Origin of the sequence: Paraburkholderia translucens (assembly GCF_020881035.1) — a bacterium.
In the GTDB taxonomy this organism is placed as follows: Bacteria; Pseudomonadota; Gammaproteobacteria; order Burkholderiales; family Burkholderiaceae; genus Paraburkholderia; species Paraburkholderia translucens.
The window spans coordinates 475428-494178 of record NZ_JAJITC010000003.1; the positions used below are offsets into that span (position 1 = coordinate 475428).

Genomic DNA, 18751 nt, shown 5'->3' on the forward strand with positions numbered 1-18751 from the left:
AAATGTGTGACGTACCGGATCAGGTCGTGCGGCGCATACATCAGGCGGCACTTGAATACGGGCTCGTTGCACCAACCTGTGTCCAGCGGTAAATATTCAGACTATCTCCAGACAAGGATCCATTGCATGACCTTTCGCGCCCAAATGCTGGACACGTTGACCTCCCAGTCGTCCCGGGATCTCGAAGCGCAGGCACTCGGTCTGGTGCCGATCGTCGTGGAAACGAGCGGCCGGGGCGAGCGCTCGTATGATATCTATTCGCGTCTACTGAAGGAACGCATCGTGTTCCTCGTGGGCGAAGTGAACGACCAGACGGCCAATCTGGTGGTCGCACAGATGCTGTTTCTCGAAAGCGAAAATCCGGACAAGGACATCTATTTCTACATCAACAGCCCGGGCGGTTCGGTGTCGGCGGGTATGGCGATCTACGATACGATGCAGTTCATCAAGCCGGACGTCTCGACGCTGTGTATGGGGCTCGCGGCAAGCATGGGCGCGTTCCTGCTCGCGGCCGGCGCGAAGGGCAAGCGTTTCGCGCTGCCGAATTCACGTGTGATGATTCACCAGCCGCTCGGCGGCGCGCGCGGCCAGGCATCGGACATCGAAATCCAGGCGCGAGAAATCCTGTACCTGAAGGATCGGCTCAATCATCTGCTTGCGCACCATACCGGTCAGCCCGTCGAACGCATCGCGCGCGACACAGACCGCGACAATTTCATGTCTGGCGATGACGCGCAAGCTTACGGCCTCGTCGATCAGGTGGCGCACAAGCGCCCCTGATCTGGTACGGTTTTGTTCCGCTGTTTTGTCCGTTGTTGCGGCAAAACCGTCGTCGGGCTGGTTGTGAAGGTTCCACTTCCGTCCGGGCGTCTGCGGCAAGCGCCGTTATCCTGCTCACTAGCCCTGCCGCGCCCAAACTGCGTGGCGGGGGCAAACGGCGTATTATGTAATCCGGTGTCCGGAGGCTCACACATCTATGGCGGACAAGAAAGGTTCTAACAGCGAAAAGCTGTTGTATTGCTCGTTCTGCGGCAAGAGTCAGCATGAGGTTAAGAAACTGATTGCTGGCCCGTCGGTGTTCATTTGCGATGAATGTATCGACCTGTGCAACGAAATCATTCGCGACGAGGCTGCGGGTGCGGGCATCGAGGCGGGCTTGTCCAAGTCCGATCTGCCAACTCCGCAGGAAATCCGCGAAATTCTGGACCAGTACGTGATCGGTCAGGAGCGCGCGAAGAAGATCCTCGCGGTTGCGGTCTACAACCACTACAAGCGCCTCAAACATCTCGACAAAAAGGACGAAGTCGAGCTGTCGAAGAGCAACATCCTGCTGATTGGCCCGACGGGCTCCGGCAAGACTTTGCTCGCGCAGACGCTCGCGCGCCTTCTGAACGTGCCGTTCGTGATTGCGGACGCGACCACGCTGACGGAAGCCGGTTATGTCGGCGAAGACGTCGAGAACATTATTCAGAAGCTGCTGCAGAACTGCAATTACGAGGTGGACAAGGCGCAGCGCGGCATCGTCTATATCGACGAAATCGACAAGATCAGCCGCAAGTCCGACAACCCCTCCATCACGCGCGACGTATCGGGCGAAGGCGTGCAGCAGGCCCTCCTGAAACTGGTCGAAGGCACGATGGCGTCGGTGCCGCCGCAAGGCGGTCGTAAGCATCCCAACCAGGACTTCATCCAGGTTGATACGACGAACATCCTGTTCATCTGCGGCGGTGCGTTCGACGGCCTCGAGAAAGTCATCGTAGATCGTACCGAGAAGACCGGCATCGGCTTCGGCGCGAGCGTGAAGAGCAAGCAGGACCGCGATGCCGGCGAAGTGCTGCGCGAAGTCGAGCCGGAAGATCTGATCAAGTTCGGCCTGATTCCGGAACTGATCGGCCGTTTGCCAGTGGTTGCCACGCTCGGCAAGCTCGACGAAGCGGCGCTGATGAAGATTCTCGTCGAGCCGAAGAATGCGCTGGTCAAGCAGTACCACAAGCTCTTCGGCATGGAGCGCGTCGAGCTCGAGATTCGTCCGGCCGCTCTGCAGGCCGTGGCGCGCAAGGCGATTCGCCGCAAGACCGGCGCGCGGGGCCTGCGTTCGATTCTGGAACAGGCGTTGCTTGATGTAATGTACGATCTGCCTCAAATGAAAGGGGTCAGCAAGGTCATCATCGACGACAACGTTATCGACGGCGACGGCAAACCGCTGCTGATTTACGAAGACGCGCCGAAGGTGGCGGGTTCTAACTGATCGGCTTTAGAGTTCTCCAAAAGGCCGTTCATGGCGACGTGAACGGCTTTTTCGTTTATCGTGTGGTCAGACTGGTTGTTCTCACTATGGAGTCACTGAACTTTCGGAGTCACTGAACTTTTCCCACACGCGGAGGCTTGCAATATTTTCTGCTGGCCTCACCTATCGAACGAACTGATTCCACTCATGGGGAAATGAAATGTCAGGAACCCAACTCCTCCCGCCGGAACGCATTACGCTGCCGCTGCTCCCGCTGCGCGACGTAGTCGTTTTCCCGCACATGGTGATTCCGCTCTTCGTAGGCCGCCCGAAGTCGATCAAGGCTCTCGAAGCAGCGATGGAAGGCGGCAAGCACATCATGCTCGTCGCCCAGAAAACGGCTGCGAAAGACGAGCCGACCGAAAAGGACATGTACGAAGTAGGGTGTATCGCCAACATCCTGCAGATGCTGAAGCTGCCCGACGGTACTGTGAAGGTGCTTGTCGAAGGCTTGCAGCGCGCGAAAACGCTTTCCATCGAAGAACAGGAAACGCAGTTCTCGTGCGAAGTCATGCCGCTCGAACCCGACCACGCCGACAGCGCTGAGACTGAAGCGCTGCGTCGCGCGATCGTGTCGCAGTTCGATCAGTATGTGAAGCTGAACAAGAAGATTCCGCCCGAGATCCTGACGTCGCTGTCGGGTATCGACGAGGCTGGGCGTCTCGCCGATACGATCGCAGCGCATCTGCCGCTCAAGCTCGATCAGAAGCAGCACATCCTCGAGATGTTCCCTGTGATCGAGCGGCTCGAACATCTGCTCGCGCAACTCGAAGCCGAGATCGACATCCTGCAGGTCGAAAAGCGTATCCGCGGGCGCGTGAAGCGCCAGATGGAGAAGAGCCAACGCGAGTACTACCTGAACGAACAGGTCAAGGCGATCCAGAAGGAACTCGGCGAGGGCGAAGAAGGTGCGGATCTCGAAGAACTCGAGAAGCGCATTACGGCAGCCCGCATGCCGAAGGAAGCCAAGAAGAAGGCCGACGCCGAGCTGAAGAAGCTCAAGCTGATGTCGCCCATGTCGGCGGAAGCGACGGTCGTGCGCAACTACATCGACACGCTGATCGGCTTGCCGTGGCGCAAGAAGAGCAAGGTCAACAACGACCTGTCGAATGCAGAGCGCGTGCTCGACGAAGACCACTTCGGTCTCGAGAAGGTCAAGGAACGCATTCTCGAGTATCTCGCGGTGCAGCAGCGTGTCGACAAGGTCAAGGCGCCGATCCTGTGCCTCGTTGGGCCTCCGGGTGTCGGTAAGACTTCGCTCGGCCAGTCGATCGCGCGTGCGACGAACCGCAAGTTCGTGCGCATGGCCTTGGGCGGCGTGCGAGACGAAGCCGAGATTCGCGGCCACCGTCGTACGTACATCGGTTCGATGCCGGGCAAGATCCTGCAAAGCCTGACCAAGGTCGGCGTGCGCAATCCGCTTTTCCTGCTCGACGAAGTCGACAAGATGGGCCAGGACTTCCGCGGCGATCCGTCGTCGGCGCTGCTCGAAGTGCTCGACCCGGAACAGAACCACACGTTTGCCGATCACTATGTCGAAGTCGACTTCGATCTGTCGGACGTGATGTTCGTGGCGACGTCGAACTCGCTGAACATTCCGCCGCCGTTGCTCGACCGGATGGAAGTGATCCGTCTGTCGGGCTACACGGAAGACGAGAAGGTCAGTATCGCGCAGCGGTATCTTTTGCCCAAACAGAAGAAGAACAACGGCCTCAAGGACGGCGAGGTCGATGTGACGGAAACAGCGATTCGCGACATCATTCGTTATTACACGCGCGAAGCGGGCGTCCGTTCGCTCGAGCGTGAAATTTCGAAGATCTGCCGCAAGGTCGTGAAGATGCTGTTGCTAAAGAAGGCGGAAGGCGCGGCGAAGGTCGACGGCAGCAATCTCGACACGTTCCTCGGCGTGCGCAAGTACGACTTCGGTTTGGCCGCGAAGGAAAATCAGGTAGGCCAGGTCACGGGTCTCGCGTGGACGGAAGTGGGCGGCGATCTGCTGACCATCGAAGCCGCGGTGATGCCGGGCAAGGGCAATGTGATCCGCACGGGTTCGCTCGGCGACGTAATGAAGGAATCCGTCGAGGCGGCGCGCTCGGTCGTGCGTTCGCGTTCGCGTCGTCTTGGCATCAAGGACGAAGCGTTCGAGAAGCAGGACATTCACATTCACGTGCCGGAAGGGGCGACCCCGAAAGACGGTCCCTCGGCCGGTATCGCGATGACGACCGCGCTGGTGTCGGTGTTGACCGGCATACCGGTGCGCGCCGATGTCGCGATGACGGGCGAAATCACATTGCGTGGCGAAGTGCTGCCGATCGGCGGCCTGAAGGAGAAGCTGCTGGCGGCGCATCGCGGTGGCATCAAGCTGGTGCTGATTCCGGAAGAGAACGTCAAGGACTTGACCGAGATTCCGGACAACGTGAAGAACGCGATCGAAATCGTGCCGGTCCGCTGGATCGACAAGGTGCTCGAACTCGCGCTCGAACGAGCGCCGCAAGCGTTGCCGGAAGACGAGCCGAAGCCTTCGGCGCCGGTTGGTGCCGAGCCGGACAAGGATTCCGCAACGGAGGTCGTCAAGCACTGAGGTTCGAAGCGCATGAAAATGCGCTGACACCGAAGCTTCGCGTAGTGCTGCTACTCAACCAGAGAACCCGCGGTCATGGCCGCGGGTTTTTTATTGGCCGCACCACCTCGTCATTCGCTCTGCAAGTTCCGCTCTTCGACGAAATCCCACATTCCCGGCAGCGCAAGACACGCGCGTCGTTGCGCCGCATCGCCAGTCTTTCCGCTGCAACATGCAAAGCACCCCTCTAAAACCATTCCGGTCAGGCGCAACCCCGCTTGACACAAGGGTTTCGGCCACTTCTAATGGGGCGGCCTGGCGTCACCGCCGGCCGCGTGGCGGGAGGTGCTGGAAAGCACTGCCACAATTGCCAATAAACATTCACGGGGATTGGAATGAACAAGACGGAATTGATCGATCACATCGCACAGCAAGCCGACATTTCCAAAGCCGCGGCCGGCCGTGCACTCGATGCAGTGATCGCCGGTGTCAAAAATACGTTGAAGAAAGGCGGCTCGGTCACGTTGGTCGGCTTCGGTACGTTCGCGGTCGGCAAACGCACGGCACGCACTGGACGCAATCCGCGCACGGGCGCCGAAATCAAAATCAAGGCGGCAAAAGTTCCTAAATTTAGGCCTGGCAAAGCACTGAAGGATGCGCTAAACTAACGGGCTTGCTGCTTGAGGAATTGCTGAACCGGGTGCTTTAACATCCGCTTAGAAAGCAGCAGCAAGACAGGAAGCACATCAAGCACTGAATCACGAAACGGGTGCTTAGCTCAGTTGGTAGAGCGGCGCCCTTACAAGGCGTAGGTCGGGAGTTCGAGCCTCTCAGCACCCACCAGTTTCAGATTCTTTGGCAGTGTTTTCAGTAGTAAGCGCAGTATAAGGAGTGGTAGTTCAGTCGGTTAGAATACCGGCCTGTCACGCCGGGGGTCGCGGGTTCGAGTCCCGTCCACTCCGCCAGTATCCACGAAAGGCGAACTCCGGTTCGCCTTTTTTGTTGCCCGCTGTTGTAAGATCGGGCGTTCTGTTTTTGGCAGCCCTCTCGCATGCTCGATTTTTTCCGCAACCACCAACGCCTGATGATGTTCATGCTCATCCTGGTCATTTTGCCGGGGTTGGGTTTCGTGGGTATCCAGGGCTTCCGCGGCTTCTTTGACGAAAGTGCAAACGTCGCGAGTGTCAACGGTCACAAGATCACCCGCGTCGAGTACGACGACGCGATGCGTCAGCAGATCGACCGCGGGCGTCAGATGCTCGGCGCGCAGTTCGACATGAAGGCGTTCGACACGCCGGAGCGCCGTCGCCAGATGCTCGACGGCATGATCGAGCAGCGTGTGCTCGCCGACGAAACGCAGCGTCTCCATCTGAGCGCATCGGACGACGCGGTGCGCCGCGCGCTGCTCTCCGATCCGGTGATCTCGTCGCTGAAAAACCCGGACGGTTCGATCGACCTCGACCGCTACAAGCAGTTGCTCGCGATGCAAGGCATGACGCCCGATCAGTACGACGAGCGCGTGCGCTACAACCTCGCGATGCAACAGCTGCCCGCCAGCATCGAAGCGAGCGCCTTCACGTCGAAGACGCTCGCGCAACACCTCACCGAGCTCGCCCAGCAGCAGCGGGAAGTGCAAGGCATTGCGTTCCATCCGCACGACTACGCAGCAAAAATCCAGCCGACCGATGCTCAACTGCAAGCGTATTACGACGCGCATCGCAACGACTTCGCGACGCCCGCTACCGCGACGATCCAGTACCTGGTGATGTCGCCGGCCACGCTGAGCGCCTCGGTGCAGCCGAGCGACGCGGACCTGAAGAAGTACTACGACGAGAACATCGCGCACTTCCGCACCGAAGGCGAAGTGCGCGCGAGCCACATTCTGGTCGCGGCACCGAAGGACGCGAGCGCGGCCGACAAGGCCAAGGCGAAGCAGAAGGCCGAGGAGTTGCTCGCGCAGGTCAAGGCGCATCCGGATCAGTTTGCGCAGATCGCGCAGCAGAATTCGCAGGATCCGGGTTCGGCGTCGAAGGGTGGCGATCTCGGTTACTTCGGCCGTGGCATGATCGCGGGCGGCCCCGCGTTCGACGATGCGGTGTTCGCGCTGAAAAAGGACGAAATCAGCGGCATCGTGCAGACCGACTTCGGTTTCCATATCGTCAAGGTCACGGATGTGAAGCCGGCGGTCACCAAATCGTTCGACGAAGTCAAAGACCAGATCGCCAAAGAGCTGAAGACGCAACTGGCGGCCAAGGCGTTTACCGACAGCTCGGAAGGATTCACGTCGCTCGTCTATGAAAAGGCGAAGAGCCTGCAGCCGGCCGCGGACAAGTTCAAGCTACAGATCCAGACCGCGACGGTCACACCGCAGCCGGATCCGAAGCTGGCACCCGACAGCCCGCTGAACAACCCGAAGTTCCTCGCGGCCGTATTCGCGAACGACTCCGTGTCGGCGCATAACAATACGCAGGCCATCGACGTCGGCAACAATACGCTGATCGCTGCGCGCATCACCGACTACAAGCCCGCTGCCGTGCCGGCGTTCGACGCGGTGAAGGACGCGGTCCGTCAGAAGGTGATCGCCGAGCAATCGAACGAGGCCGCACATAAGGACGGCATCGCGAAGCTGGCGGAGTTCGAGAAGTCGAAGTCGACCACCGGTTTCTCGTCGCCGCTGAAGGTGTCGCGCAATGACGCGCAAGGCGTGCCGCCTGCCGCACTGAGCGCCATCTACAAGGTCGATGCGCAAAAACTGCCGGCCTACGTCGGTGTCGATCTCGGCGACGATGGCTACGCAATCTATCGCGTGAACCAGATCGTGCCGCCCGCGGCCACCGATGCTGAGCATCTCGCCGCTGCGCAGCAGCAGATCGCTCAGGTCGACGCGCAGACGCAGGCCGAAGCGTATCTGAAGGCACTGCGCGAGCGTTCGAGCGTGAAGTTCTACGGTTCGCTCGATGGCGCCGCGCAGGCGGTCGACCAGTAAGCCGTCGTAAGCATCACCGATTTTTCTCAAAAAAAGCCCCGCCAATGCGGGGCTTTTTCATGTCACAAGCCGTTCAGCAGGCTTTTCAGCGAGGAGAACTCGTGCGAAGCAGTGGCTTGACAGCGGGCCACACGTTGTTGAGCAGCACGGGCTGCGCCTGCTGCGTGGGGTGGATCTGATCGGTCTGGAACATGTCCGGCTTATCCACGATGCCGGCGAGCAAAAACGGCACGAGGGGCAAATGGAACTCCTTCGATAGCTCGCCGTAGAGGCCATGGAACTTTTGCGTGTAGTCGGGGCCGTAATTGGGCGGCACATACATGCCGACGAGTACGACCTTCGCGTGACCTTGCTGCGCCTGTTCGATGATCGTGCGCAGGTTGTCCTCGGTCGTGGAGAGCGGCACGCCGCGCAATGCGTCGTTGGCGCCAAGCTCGACGATCACGATGCTCGGCTTGAGCCGTTCCATCAGCGCAGGCAGACGCGCGCGTCCGCCGCTCGTCGTGTCGCCGCTGATGCTCGCATTAGCGACGCTATAATCGATGCGCTCTTCGGCAAGACGCTGACGCATCAACGCGACCCAGCCCGTATCGCGAGGCAGGCCGTACTCAGCGGAGATGCTGTCGCCGAGCACGACGATCACCGGCTTCGCGGGTTCTGGCGCATTCGCAGCGTGAGCCCGCAACGGCAAGGAAACCAGCGCGGCGGCCATCATGGTGGCGCCGAATGCCGCAGTCAGCGCGGCGGCGCGAGGGGCGATGGCGCGCACTTTCAACCTACGCTTCACCATGCCAAACAGAACTGATCCAGTCATTGAAGTGCGGGGTTTGTGCAAGAGGGTTAAGGATGCAACGGGCGAACTGACGATCCTCGACAACATCGATCTTGCCATCGATGCCGGAAGCAGCGTGGCGATCGTCGGTGCATCCGGGTCGGGCAAGTCTACGCTGCTCGGCTTGCTCGCGGGATTGGACAGCGCGAGCGCGGGCTCGGTTCGGCTGCTTGGCCACGAACTCGGCGAGCTCGACGAAGACGGGCGCGCCGCGTTGCGCAGTGGAGCGGTCGGCTTCGTGTTCCAGTCGTTTCAATTGATGCCGCATCTGACCGCACTCGAAAACGTCTCGTTGCCGCTCGAGCTGCAAGGCGGCATCGGCACCCGCGAAGCCGCCGCACGTGCACGCGAGCTCCTCGAAGAGGTCGGGCTCGGCAAGCGTACCGGTCACTATCCGAAGCTGTTGTCGGGCGGCGAGCAGCAGCGCGTTGCGCTTGCGCGTGCGTTCGTCACGCGTCCGGCGATCCTGTTCGCCGACGAACCTACCGGCAGTCTCGACGCCGCCACCGGCCATGCGGTCATCGATCTGATGTTCGAGATGAATCGCGCGCATGGCGCGACGCTCGTGCTCGTGACACACGACATCGAACTCGCGCGCCGTTGCGATACGACGGTCACGATCGAAGCGGGGCGGCTCGCGTAGCCCGCAAGGCCGATCAGCGCTTCAACGCAGCCCGTGCCCGTGCGATCAACGCCGAGGTAGACGAGTCGTGCTTCTTCACATCGGCACTTTGCGCGCCCAGATCGGCTTCGACGACCTTGCCGAGGATCTTGCCGAGTTCGACGCCCCACTGATCGAACGGGTTGATGTTCCACACCGACGCCTGCACCAGCACCTTGTGCTCATAAAGCGCGATCAGCGCGCCGAGCGTCCGCGCGTTCAGCGCGTCGAGCAGCAGCGTCGCGGTCGGCCGGTTGCCGGGGAACGCGAGGTGCGGGGCGAGCTCCGGTTTGTCGGGGCCAGCCACTTTCTTCGCTTCTTCGAGCGTGCGACCCAGCATCAGCGCTTCGCTTTGCGCGAAGCAGTTGGCCAGCAGCTTCGGGTGATGGCTCGCGAGCGGATGCTCGGGCGTCAGCACCGCGATGAAATCGATCGGCACGATCGTCGGGCCCTGGTGCAGCATCTGGAAGAACGCGTGCTGGCCGTTCGTGCCAGGTTCGCCCCACGTGACCGCGGAAGTCGCATAGTCGACCATCGCGCCATCGAGACGCGCGGACTTGCCGTTGCTCTCCATTTCGAGCTGCTGGAGATAAGAAGGCAGATAATGCAGCGCTTGCGAATACGGCGCGACCAGGTAGCTCTGCGAGCCGAAGAAATTGCGATACCAGACGCCGATCATGCCGAGCAAGACCGGCAGGTTCTTTTCAAGCGGCGCGGTGCGGAAATGCTGGTCCATTTCGTTGGCGCCGGCGAGCAACTCATCGAACTGCTGTGGGCCGACCGCGATCATGATCGATAGACCGACTGCCGACCACAGCGAATAGCGGCCGCCGACCCAATCCCACATCTCGAACACGTTCTCCTTCGCGATCCCGAACTTCACGACTTCGGCCGGATTCGCAGACACACCCACGAAGTGCTTCGCAAGCGCGCTTTCCGGGCAGCCTTTCTGGATGAACCAGTCGCGCAACGAGTGGGCGTTGGTCATCGTTTCCAGTGTCGTGAAGGTCTTCGACACGACGATCGCGAGCGTCTCTTCGGGATCGATCTGCTGCATCACGTTGTATAGATCGGCGCCGTCGACGTTCGACACGAAATGCGTCGAGATCTCCGGCGTCGCGAGATGATGCAGCGCGTGCACGACCATCTTCGGACCGAGATCCGAGCCGCCGATGCCGATATTCACGACATGACGAATCCGCTTGCCGGTGTAGCCGGTCCACGCGCCGCTGCGAACCTGCTCGGCGAACGCGGCCATTTTTTTGCGCTCGGCCTGCACCTGCGCGAAGAACGGCGCGTTCGGGTCAGTTGCGCGCAATGCGGTGTGCAGCGCGGCGCGGCCTTCGGTCGGATTGACGACCTCGCCGGCGAACATGGCGTCGCGGCGTTTCTCCACGCCGGCTTCGCGCGCGAGTTGCACGAGTAGCCGCAGGGTTTCGTCGGTGATGCGGTGCTTCGAGAAATCGGCGGCGAGACCGCCGCCCGCGAACGTGAAGCGTTCGGCGCGCGTGGGAGCGGGATCGTTCTCGGGGGCGAACCAGTCGCGCAGATGCGCATCGCGAATCGTGTCGTAATGCGTCTGCAGCGAGGACCAGGAGGGGAGCGAGTTCTGGGTCATAGCGTCCGTCTAACCAAGGGGCACGAAGGAAGGCGCGCGCATGAAGCGCGGCCGAGAATGATGCAGCGCAGGCAGTCAGTATAGCGGGGATGCGTGACGGGCAGCAGTGCCTTGCACGCGCCGCAATGATGGAAACGGCGATGTTTCATCGATGTGTACGAGCGAGGCGAACGCGCGGCGCGCGATACGTCCCTCAGGCAGCCGGCGCCGGATAGAACAGCCGGTTCAACAAGGTCCGCACCATCGGCGCCAGCTCGCCGGCCGTGAGACCCGCGGGGCCCTGGCCTTGCGCGGTCAGCGTATCGGCGGCGAGGCCGTGCAGGTAGACGCCCGCGAGCGCCGCCTCGAAGCGCGGCAGATGCTGCGCGAGCAGCGCGCCGATCATGCCGCCGAGCACGTCGCCGGTACCGCCTGTCGCGAGCGCGGCGTTGCCGGTCGGGTTCAGTGCGAGGCGGCCGTCGGGCGCGGCAATGATCGTGCCGACGCCCTTCAGCACGACGACGCTCGCAAAGCGCGCCGCGAGCGCGCGGGCGGCCGCGAGCCGGTCGCGCTGCACGCTGGCGGCGTCGCTGCCCAGCAGACGCGCTGCTTCGAGCGGATGCGGCGTCAGGATGCACGGATCGCCTTGCGCGCCGCGCGCGGCGACGTCTGCGGCGAGCGCGGGATCTTTCGCGATCAGGTTCAGCGCGTCGGCGTCGAACAGCTTCGGCACGTCGAGCTGCAGCACCTCGTGCAGGACGCGCGCCGCGCGTTCTCCATGACCCATGCCGCAGCCGATCGCAAGTGCGTCCATCGCGTTGAGCGGCAGCGTGTCGATTGGATGCAGCATCAGTTCGGGGTGTGGCGGATCGTAGGGCGGGGCGCCTTCGCCCAGCAGCGCGACGTGGACCTTGCCCGCGCCCGTATAGAGTGCCGCGCGCGCCGCGAGGATCGGCGCGCCGCACATGCCGGTGTCGCCGCCGACCACCGCGAGGCTGCCAAATGTGCCCTTGTTGGCCGCGAAGTCGCGCGGGGGCATGAAGGGCCCGAAGAGATCGGGGGCGCTGAGCTGGATCATCTTGGCGCCGCTGCTCGTGGCGGGATCCCGGCCGCCGTCGCCGATGATTCCTGCCGCGAGCCCGATCGGTGCGACCGTCACCCGGCCGGCGAGGTCGCGGCCCTGCGCGGTGAAAAGCCCCGGCTTTGCGCCGATGAACGTGACCGTGTGCGTGGCGTGAACCGCTGCCGCGCCGTGGCCGCCGATCACCGCGCCGGTGTCGCTGTCGAGCCCGCTCGGCACATCGAGCGCGAGCACGGCGCCTTGGGCCGGGCGAGTCTGCGTGCGTTCCGACAGCTGCCGCGCAAGCGCCGCGAACACGCCGTCGAGCGGCCTCACGAGGCCGATGCCGAACATGCCGTCGACAAGCCAGCCGTAGCCGTCGAGCGAGGCGGGCGGCGCCGTGTCGATCGGCACGCCCGCGGCCCGCGCGGCGTCGAGCGCCCAGCGCGCGTCGGCGGGCTTCACTTCAACCGGCATGCAGACTGCGACGGCAATGCCCGCTTTGTGCAGTTCCGTCGCGACGACCAGCGCGTCGCCGCCGTTGTTGCCGGGACCTGCGATCAGAAAGACGCGCTGCTGCGCGTTCGCCACCGACGTATCCGCTGCAATCCGCCGGAGCAGCCAGCGCGCGGCCGCGTAGCCGGCGCGCGCCATGAGCGTGTGCCCGGGCAGGGTCGCGGCGGCCTGGGATTCGGCGATCCGCAAGTCGGTCAGCGTCAGCAGCGGCAGCGCACGCGGCGGCGAGTCGGTCAGCGGATCGAAAAGGACGGGCGGTGAGTGGTCTGCATCTGTCATGGCGAAACCCGGCGGTGCGCCCGCGGCTCGGCGGGCAGACATGGGAATCGCTATGGTAGTGCCGATAGCCGCGCGGTGGGCGGCTGTTTCGCCGCGTGCGGTGGACGTGGCGCGACGAGCGCAGGGGTGCCGGGAGCGTGCAGTCAGCCCGCCAGACCCGCCAGAAAGAACGCGAGACCCTACTGGAACCGCTCCGGCCGCAGGGCCGCGAGCGTGTCTTGCGGCAGCGTCGGCGTCTGTCCCGACATCAGCTCGGCAACGAGCTTGCCCGCGCCGCACGCGATACCCCAGCCGGCCGGGCCGTGCCCAACGTTGACGAACAGCCGCGGATGCAGCGCGTTGCCGATCACCGGCAGCCCATCGGGCGACAGCAGCTTCACGCCTTCCCACGGCAGCGCCGTCGAGATGCGCGCGGCACCCGGAATCCAGTCATGCGTCGCCTGACCCAGCAGCGCGAGCGCCTCTTTGGTCAGCGCTTCACCCAGCGGCCTGTCGATCTGGCTGGGGCTTTGCAGCACCGCGCCACCCGCGATCCGCAGCCGATGGTTCATGCGGCTGATGCCGATGCGCTTGACCGCATCGACGATTGCGACGTGCGGCGCGCATTCCTCGTGCGCAATCGGTGCGACCAGCGTATGCAGCCGTAGCGGATAGAGCGGCAGCCTGAGCCCCGCGCGCTCGAGCAGCGCGAGGCTGCCGTAACCGGCCGCGACCACGACCGCGTCAGCCTGGACCACGTCGATTTCGCGCGAGCGAGGCGCGTTCTCGCGTGGCGCCAGTTCGACCGCCGCGCGCTGGCTTTCGAGACGAATGCCGCTCACCTCGCAGTTCGCCATGAACTGCACGCCACCGAGCGTATCGAGCACCTGTTTGACGAGCTTCGTGAAGAGCGGGCAGTTCGCGGTGCGCTCGTGTTCGAACAGCACGCCGCCGGCGAATTCTGGATCGGTGGGCACCGCATGCTCGAACGCCGCGCATTCGGCCGGGCTCAGCACGTGATGCGGCACCTCGAACCGGCCCAGCAGATCGAGCGCGGGCGCGCTGAGTTCCCATTCGTGAGCGGCCCGCACGAGGTACAAAAGCCCGTTCGCCTGTTCGAAATCGAGACCGAAGCGGGCTTCGACGTCGGCCATTGCGTCGCGCGATGATTCGATCAGCGGCCGTAGCAGCGCATACTGCCGCGCGAACGCTTCCGGTTCCTGCCATTGTCCGAGCTGCTTGACGAATTGCCGCGCGGCGCCGTTGAATCCGGTCTTGCTGATTACGCCGTTTTTTGCGTTGTTGCGGCTCGCCATGAAGGTCGGGCCGAACCAGACGTCGAGCGGCGTCGGCAGCACGTTGCCGCCTTGCCCGTAGGTGGCGCCTTGCGCAACGGTCGCGTGACGCTCGACGACGCATACCCGGTGGCCGGCCGCGCGCAGGTGATAGGCGGTGGCGACGCCCGCTATCCCGCCGCCAATGACGATGACATCCATGCTCTGATTCGATATGCCGACGGGCGGCTTGCGCGCGTTCCCGTTGGGTGTGACATGCGGCGCGCCGCCGGGTGTCGCCCGGGCCGCACGCGCCGATCTGGTGAAACGCGAATAATAGCAGTCAAAGCCCCCGCGCGGCGACGTGACGGACGGCGCGGCGCGGGCTCGCGCAGCACGGCGCGGGCCACCGCCCACGGACCCCGGAGCCCGTCGGACACCCGTTCCCGGGGTATAATCCCGGACTTCCTTTCCGCCTCACGTCGCCTGCATGCGCGACTCCCCGGCATCATTGAGCGACGCAACGTCAAGTCCCATGGCCCACTTCTCGTGTTTCCCCGGCGCTTCGGCCCTTTCCGATTTCCGTCAAACCCGCCTGCTCGACACGCTCACGCGCATCGACCCGAATATCACCGGCGTGCGCGGGCAATATCTGCACTTCGTCAACGCCCAGACCGAACTGTCCGCTGAAGACAGCGCGAAGATCGAGGCGTTGATGCACTACGGCGATCCGTTCGAAGCAGGCAAAGACCGCGGCGCCGTCGAGACCTTCCTCGTCGTGCCGCGTTTTGGCACCGTGTCGCCGTGGGCCAGCAAGGCAACCGACATTGCGCATCTGTGCGGCCTCACGCAGGTGCGGCGCATCGAGCGCGGCGTCGAGTACACGGTCACGCTGAAAAGCGGCCTGCTCGGCGGCAAGAAGACGCTGTCCGACGAAGCCCGCGCGGCCGTCGCCGCGGCGCTGCACGATCGGATGACCGAGAGCGTGGCTGCGTCGCGCGACCATGCACTGCATCTGTTCGACGAGCTGCCGGCCAAGCCGCTGCAAACCGTCGACGTGCTCGCAAGCGGCCGCGCCGCCCTCGAAGCCGCCAACGCTGAACTCGGCCTCGCGCTCGCCGACGACGAAATCGACTATCTGGTCGACGCATTCACGAAGCTCGGCCGCAACCCGACCGACGTCGAACTGATGATGTTCGCGCAGGCCAACAGCGAGCATTGCCGCCACAAGATCTTCAACGCGGACTGGACGATCGATGGCGAGAAGCAGGACATGTCGCTGTTCAACATGATCCGCAACACCGAGAAGCTGAACCCGCAGGGCACGATCGTCGCGTATTCGGACAACTCGGCGATCATGGTCGGCGGCATGGCCGAGCGCTGGTTCCCGCGCACGCCGGCTGACCTCGGCGCGAGCGAATTGCCCGAGCACTATGCGCGCAGCGTCGAGCTCACGCACACGCTGATGAAGGTGGAAACCCACAACCACCCGACGGCGATCTCGCCGTTTCCGGGCGCTGCGACCGGCGCGGGCGGCGAAATTCGCGACGAAGGCGCGACCGGCCGCGGCGCGCGTCCGAAGGCGGGTCTCACGGGCTTCACGGTGTCGAACCTCGAACTGCCGGGCGCCGTCGAGGCGTGGGAAAACGCTCGCGATACCGCTCGGCCGCTCGCGCAGCGCAACCCGGCCGACCAGCACGAAGCGTACGGCCGCCCGGATCGCATCGCGTCGCCGCTGCAGATCATGATCGACGGCCCGCTCGGCGGCGCCGCGTTCAACAACGAATTCGGCCGGCCGAACCTTGGCGGCTACTTCCGTGCGTACGAGCAGAACGTCGCGGGTCTCGTGCGCGGCTATCACAAGCCGATCATGATCGCGGGCGGCATCGGCAATATCTCCGACCAGCACACGCACAAGCACGATCTGCCGGAAGGCTCGTTGCTGATCCAGATCGGCGGTCCGGGCATGCGCATCGGCATGGGCGGCGGCGCCGCGAGCTCGATGGCGACCGGCACCAACACCGCCGAGCTCGACTTCGACTCGGTGCAGCGCGGCAATCCGGAGATCGAGCGTCGCGCGCAGGAAGTGATCAACGCGTGCTGGCAGCTCGGCGACAAGAACCCGATTCTCAGCATCCACGACGTGGGCGCGGGCGGTCTGTCGAACGCGTTCCCCGAAGTCGTCGACGGCGCGGGCAAGGGTGCGCTGTTCGAATTGCGCAAAATCCAGCTCGAAGAGAGCGGCCTTTCGCCGCGTGAAATCTGGTCGAACGAAGCGCAGGAGCGCTACGTGCTCGCGATCGCGCCGGCCGATCTGCCGGTTTTCGAGGCGATGTGCGAGCGCGAGCGCTGCCCGTTCGCGGTGATCGGCACGGCCACCGCCGAGCGTCAGCTGAAGCTCATCGATTCGGAGCAGAACGAAGCCGCGCATCAGCCGGTCGACATGCCGATGGAAGTGCTGCTCGGCAAGCCGCCGCGCATGCATCGCGACGTGAAACGCGTCGAACGCAGGCTCGAACCGGTCGACGTGACCGGCCTCGCGCTGCAAGAGCTCGCGCAAAGCGTGCTGCGTCATCCGACGGTCGCGAGCAAGTCGTTCCTGATCACGATCGGCGACCGCTCGGTCGGCGGCACTACCGCGCGCGACCAGATGGTTGGCCCGTGGCAGGTGCCGGTCGCCGACGTCGCGATTACGACGATGGATTACGCGGGCTTCAACGGCGAAGCGATGACGATGTCCGAGCGCACGCCGCTCGCAGTCATCAATGCGCCGGCGTCGGGCCGCATGGCGGTCGGCGAGGCGATCACGAACATCGCCGCGGCGCCGATCGCGTCGCTCGACAAGCTGAAGCTGTCGGCCAACTGGATGGCCGCGTGCGGCGCACCGGGCGAAGACGCGGCGCTCTACGACACGGTCAAGGCGATCGGCATGGAACTGTGCCCGGCGCTTGGCATCGGCATTCCGGTCGGCAAGGATTCGCTGTCGATGCGCACGCGCTGGGAGGAGAACGGCGTGGCGAAGGAAGTGGTCGCGCCGGTGTCGCTGATCATCTCGGCCTTCGCGCCGGTCGAAGACGTGCGCCGTCATCTGACGCCGCAACTGCGCCGTGCGAGCGAAGTCGGCGAGTCGGTGCTGATCGCGATCGATCTCGGCCGCGGCAAGCAGCGTCTGGGCGGCAGCATCCTCGCGCAGGTCACGCAGCAGGTCGGCGACACGGTGCCGGACGTCGATGATCCGGAAGATCTGAAGCGCTTTTTCAACGCGATCCAGGCGCTCAATCGCGACGGCAAGCTGCTCGCGTACCACGACCGCTCGGACGGCGGCCTGTGGGCAACCGTGTGCGAAATGGCGTTCGCGGGCCACGCGGGCGTGTCGCTGAACGTCGACATGCTCGTGCTCGACGCGAACCACGAATCCGACTACGGCGACGCGAAGGATTGGGCGAAGCAGACCAGCGGCCGTCGCGAAGACCGCACGCTGCGCGCGCTCTTCAACGAAGAGCTCGGCGCCGTCGTGCAGGTGCGCGCGGCCGATCGCGACGCGGTCCTCGCCGCGCTGCGCGAGCACGGTCTGTCGGCGTGCTCGCACGTGATCGGCAAGACCAACGAGCGCGACGTGATCGAGATCTATCGCGACGCGAAGAAGGTCTACGAAGCGCCGCGCGCCGAACTGCATCGCACGTGGAGCGAAGTGAGCTGGCGCATCGCGCGTCTGCGCGACAACCCGGCATGCGCCGACGCCGAATACGACGCCTTGCTCGACGCGGCGGACCCCGGCATCACCCCGGTGCTGAGCTTCGATCCGGCTGACGATGTCGCCGCGCCGTTCATCGGCAAGGGCGCGCGTCCGCGTGTCGCGATCCTGCGCGAGCAGGGCGTCAACTCGCATCTGGAGACGGCCTATGCATTCGATCGCGCCGGCTTCGACGCGCACGACGTGCACATGAGCGACCTGCTTGCGGGCCGCGCGAATCTCGCCGATTTCGCGGGCGCGGTCGCGTGCGGTGGCTTCTCCTACGGCGACACGCTGGGCGCCGGCGAGGGCTGGGCGAAGACGATCCGCTTCAATGCGCAACTGGCCGACATGTTCGCCGCGTTCTTCGGTCGTGACGACACCTTCGCGCTCGGCATCTGCAACGGCTGCCAGATGATGAGCAGCCTCGCATCGATGATCCCCGGCGCCGAAGCATGGCCGAAGTTCACGCGCAACAAGTCGGAGAAGTTCGAGGCGCGCTTCTCGCTCGTCGAGGTGCAGGCATCGCCGTCTCTCTTCTTCGCCGGCATGGAAGGCTCGCGCATCCCGGTCGCGGTCGCGCACGGCGAAGGCTTTGCGGACTTCTCGCAGCAGGGTGACAAGTCAAAGGTGGCGGTCGCGATGCGCTATGTCGATCACCGTGGCCAGGCGACCGAGCAGTATCCGTTCAACCCGAACGGTTCGCCCGAGGGCATCACGTCGGTCACGACGGCCGACGGCCGCTTCACGGTGCTGATGCCGCACACGGAGCGCGTGCATCGCGCGGTGCAGATGAGCTGGCATCCTGAAGGCTGGGGCGAAACCGGCACGGACGCGAGCCCGTGGCTGCGCGTGTTCCAGAACGCGCGCCGCTGGCTCGGGTGATGAGCCGAGGGGCCGCTGCCTGCGGCGGCCTTTGTGCGGCGGCAGCGCGCTGTCGCCGCCAACCTCGCAGCAACAAAAAAGCCGCCCACACAGGCGGCTTTT

At 64.0% G+C, this 18751-nt stretch carries 11 protein-coding genes and 2 tRNA genes; 9 read left to right on the plus strand and 4 right to left on the minus strand.

Annotated elements, in window-relative coordinates; all coding sequences use genetic code 11:
• Nucleotides 1–126 precede the first annotated feature (126 nt).
• From clpP to LJ655_RS07780, 7 genes are all read left to right on the plus strand, one after another.
• Nucleotides 127–780 carry an ATP-dependent Clp endopeptidase proteolytic subunit ClpP gene (clpP, locus tag LJ655_RS07750; protein ID WP_013089401.1) on the plus strand — a complete coding sequence of 218 codons (654 nt, stop codon included), beginning with the start codon at nt 127–129 and terminating at the stop codon, nt 778–780.
• A gap of 196 nt (nt 781–976) precedes the next feature.
• The gene (clpX, locus tag LJ655_RS07755) at nt 977–2248 is read left to right on the plus strand and encodes an ATP-dependent Clp protease ATP-binding subunit ClpX (protein WP_230560653.1); all 1272 of its coding nucleotides are present in this window, start codon (nt 977–979) and stop codon (nt 2246–2248) included.
• Nucleotides 2249–2447: 199 nt separating this feature from the next.
• Nucleotides 2448–4868, plus strand: coding sequence for an endopeptidase La (gene lon / locus LJ655_RS07760; protein WP_230560654.1), 2421 nt, complete (start codon nt 2448–2450; stop codon nt 4866–4868).
• A gap of 374 nt (nt 4869–5242) precedes the next feature.
• Nucleotides 5243–5515, plus strand: a complete 273-nt coding sequence (locus tag LJ655_RS07765) for an HU family DNA-binding protein (RefSeq protein WP_230560655.1) — start codon at nt 5243–5245, stop codon at nt 5513–5515.
• 99 nt (nt 5516–5614) lie between these two features.
• Nucleotides 5615–5690: transfer RNA gene (locus LJ655_RS07770), tRNA-Val, on the plus strand.
• A gap of 45 nt (nt 5691–5735) precedes the next feature.
• Nucleotides 5736–5812: transfer RNA gene (locus LJ655_RS07775), tRNA-Asp, on the plus strand.
• 86 nt (nt 5813–5898) lie between these two features.
• Nucleotides 5899–7833, plus strand: a complete 1935-nt coding sequence (locus tag LJ655_RS07780) for a SurA N-terminal domain-containing protein (protein WP_230560656.1) — start codon at nt 5899–5901, stop codon at nt 7831–7833.
• 85 nt (nt 7834–7918) lie between these two features.
• Here LJ655_RS07780 and LJ655_RS07785 read toward each other — a convergent pair whose 3' ends face one another.
• Nucleotides 7919–8623, minus strand: a complete 705-nt coding sequence (locus LJ655_RS07785; RefSeq protein WP_230560695.1) for an arylesterase — start codon at nt 8621–8623, stop codon at nt 7919–7921.
• Here LJ655_RS07785 and LJ655_RS07790 point away from each other — a divergent pair.
• Entirely contained in the window at nt 8622–9308 is a 687-nt protein-coding gene (locus tag LJ655_RS07790; protein ID WP_230560657.1) for an ABC transporter ATP-binding protein, read from the plus strand. The genes LJ655_RS07785 and LJ655_RS07790 overlap by 2 nt on opposite strands.
• A 13-nt stretch (nt 9309–9321) precedes the next feature.
• On the opposite strand, the gene pgi is transcribed toward LJ655_RS07790, so the two are convergent.
• The 3 genes from pgi to LJ655_RS07805 all read right to left on the minus strand — a co-directional run bounded on the left by pgi (nt 9322) and on the right by LJ655_RS07805 (nt 14253).
• Complete coding sequence (pgi, locus tag LJ655_RS07795) at nt 9322–10944, minus strand: glucose-6-phosphate isomerase (RefSeq protein ID WP_230560658.1); 1623 nt, start codon at nt 10942–10944, stop codon at nt 9322–9324.
• 193 nt (nt 10945–11137) lie between these two features.
• Nucleotides 11138–12778 carry an NAD(P)H-hydrate dehydratase gene (locus LJ655_RS07800; protein WP_230560659.1) on the minus strand — a complete coding sequence of 547 codons (1641 nt, stop codon included), beginning with the start codon at nt 12776–12778 and terminating at the stop codon, nt 11138–11140.
• A gap of 179 nt (nt 12779–12957) precedes the next feature.
• Nucleotides 12958–14253 (minus strand): FAD-dependent oxidoreductase, encoded by a 1296-nt coding sequence (locus LJ655_RS07805; protein ID WP_230560660.1) that lies wholly within the window; start codon nt 14251–14253, stop codon nt 12958–12960.
• A gap of 313 nt (nt 14254–14566) precedes the next feature.
• On the opposite strand from LJ655_RS07805, the gene purL reads away from it, so the two are divergent.
• On the plus strand, nt 14567–18649 hold the full coding sequence (gene purL, locus LJ655_RS07810) for a phosphoribosylformylglycinamidine synthase (RefSeq protein ID WP_230560661.1): 4083 nt from the start codon (nt 14567–14569) through the stop codon (nt 18647–18649).
• The last annotated feature ends 102 nt before the right edge of the window (nt 18650–18751 follow it).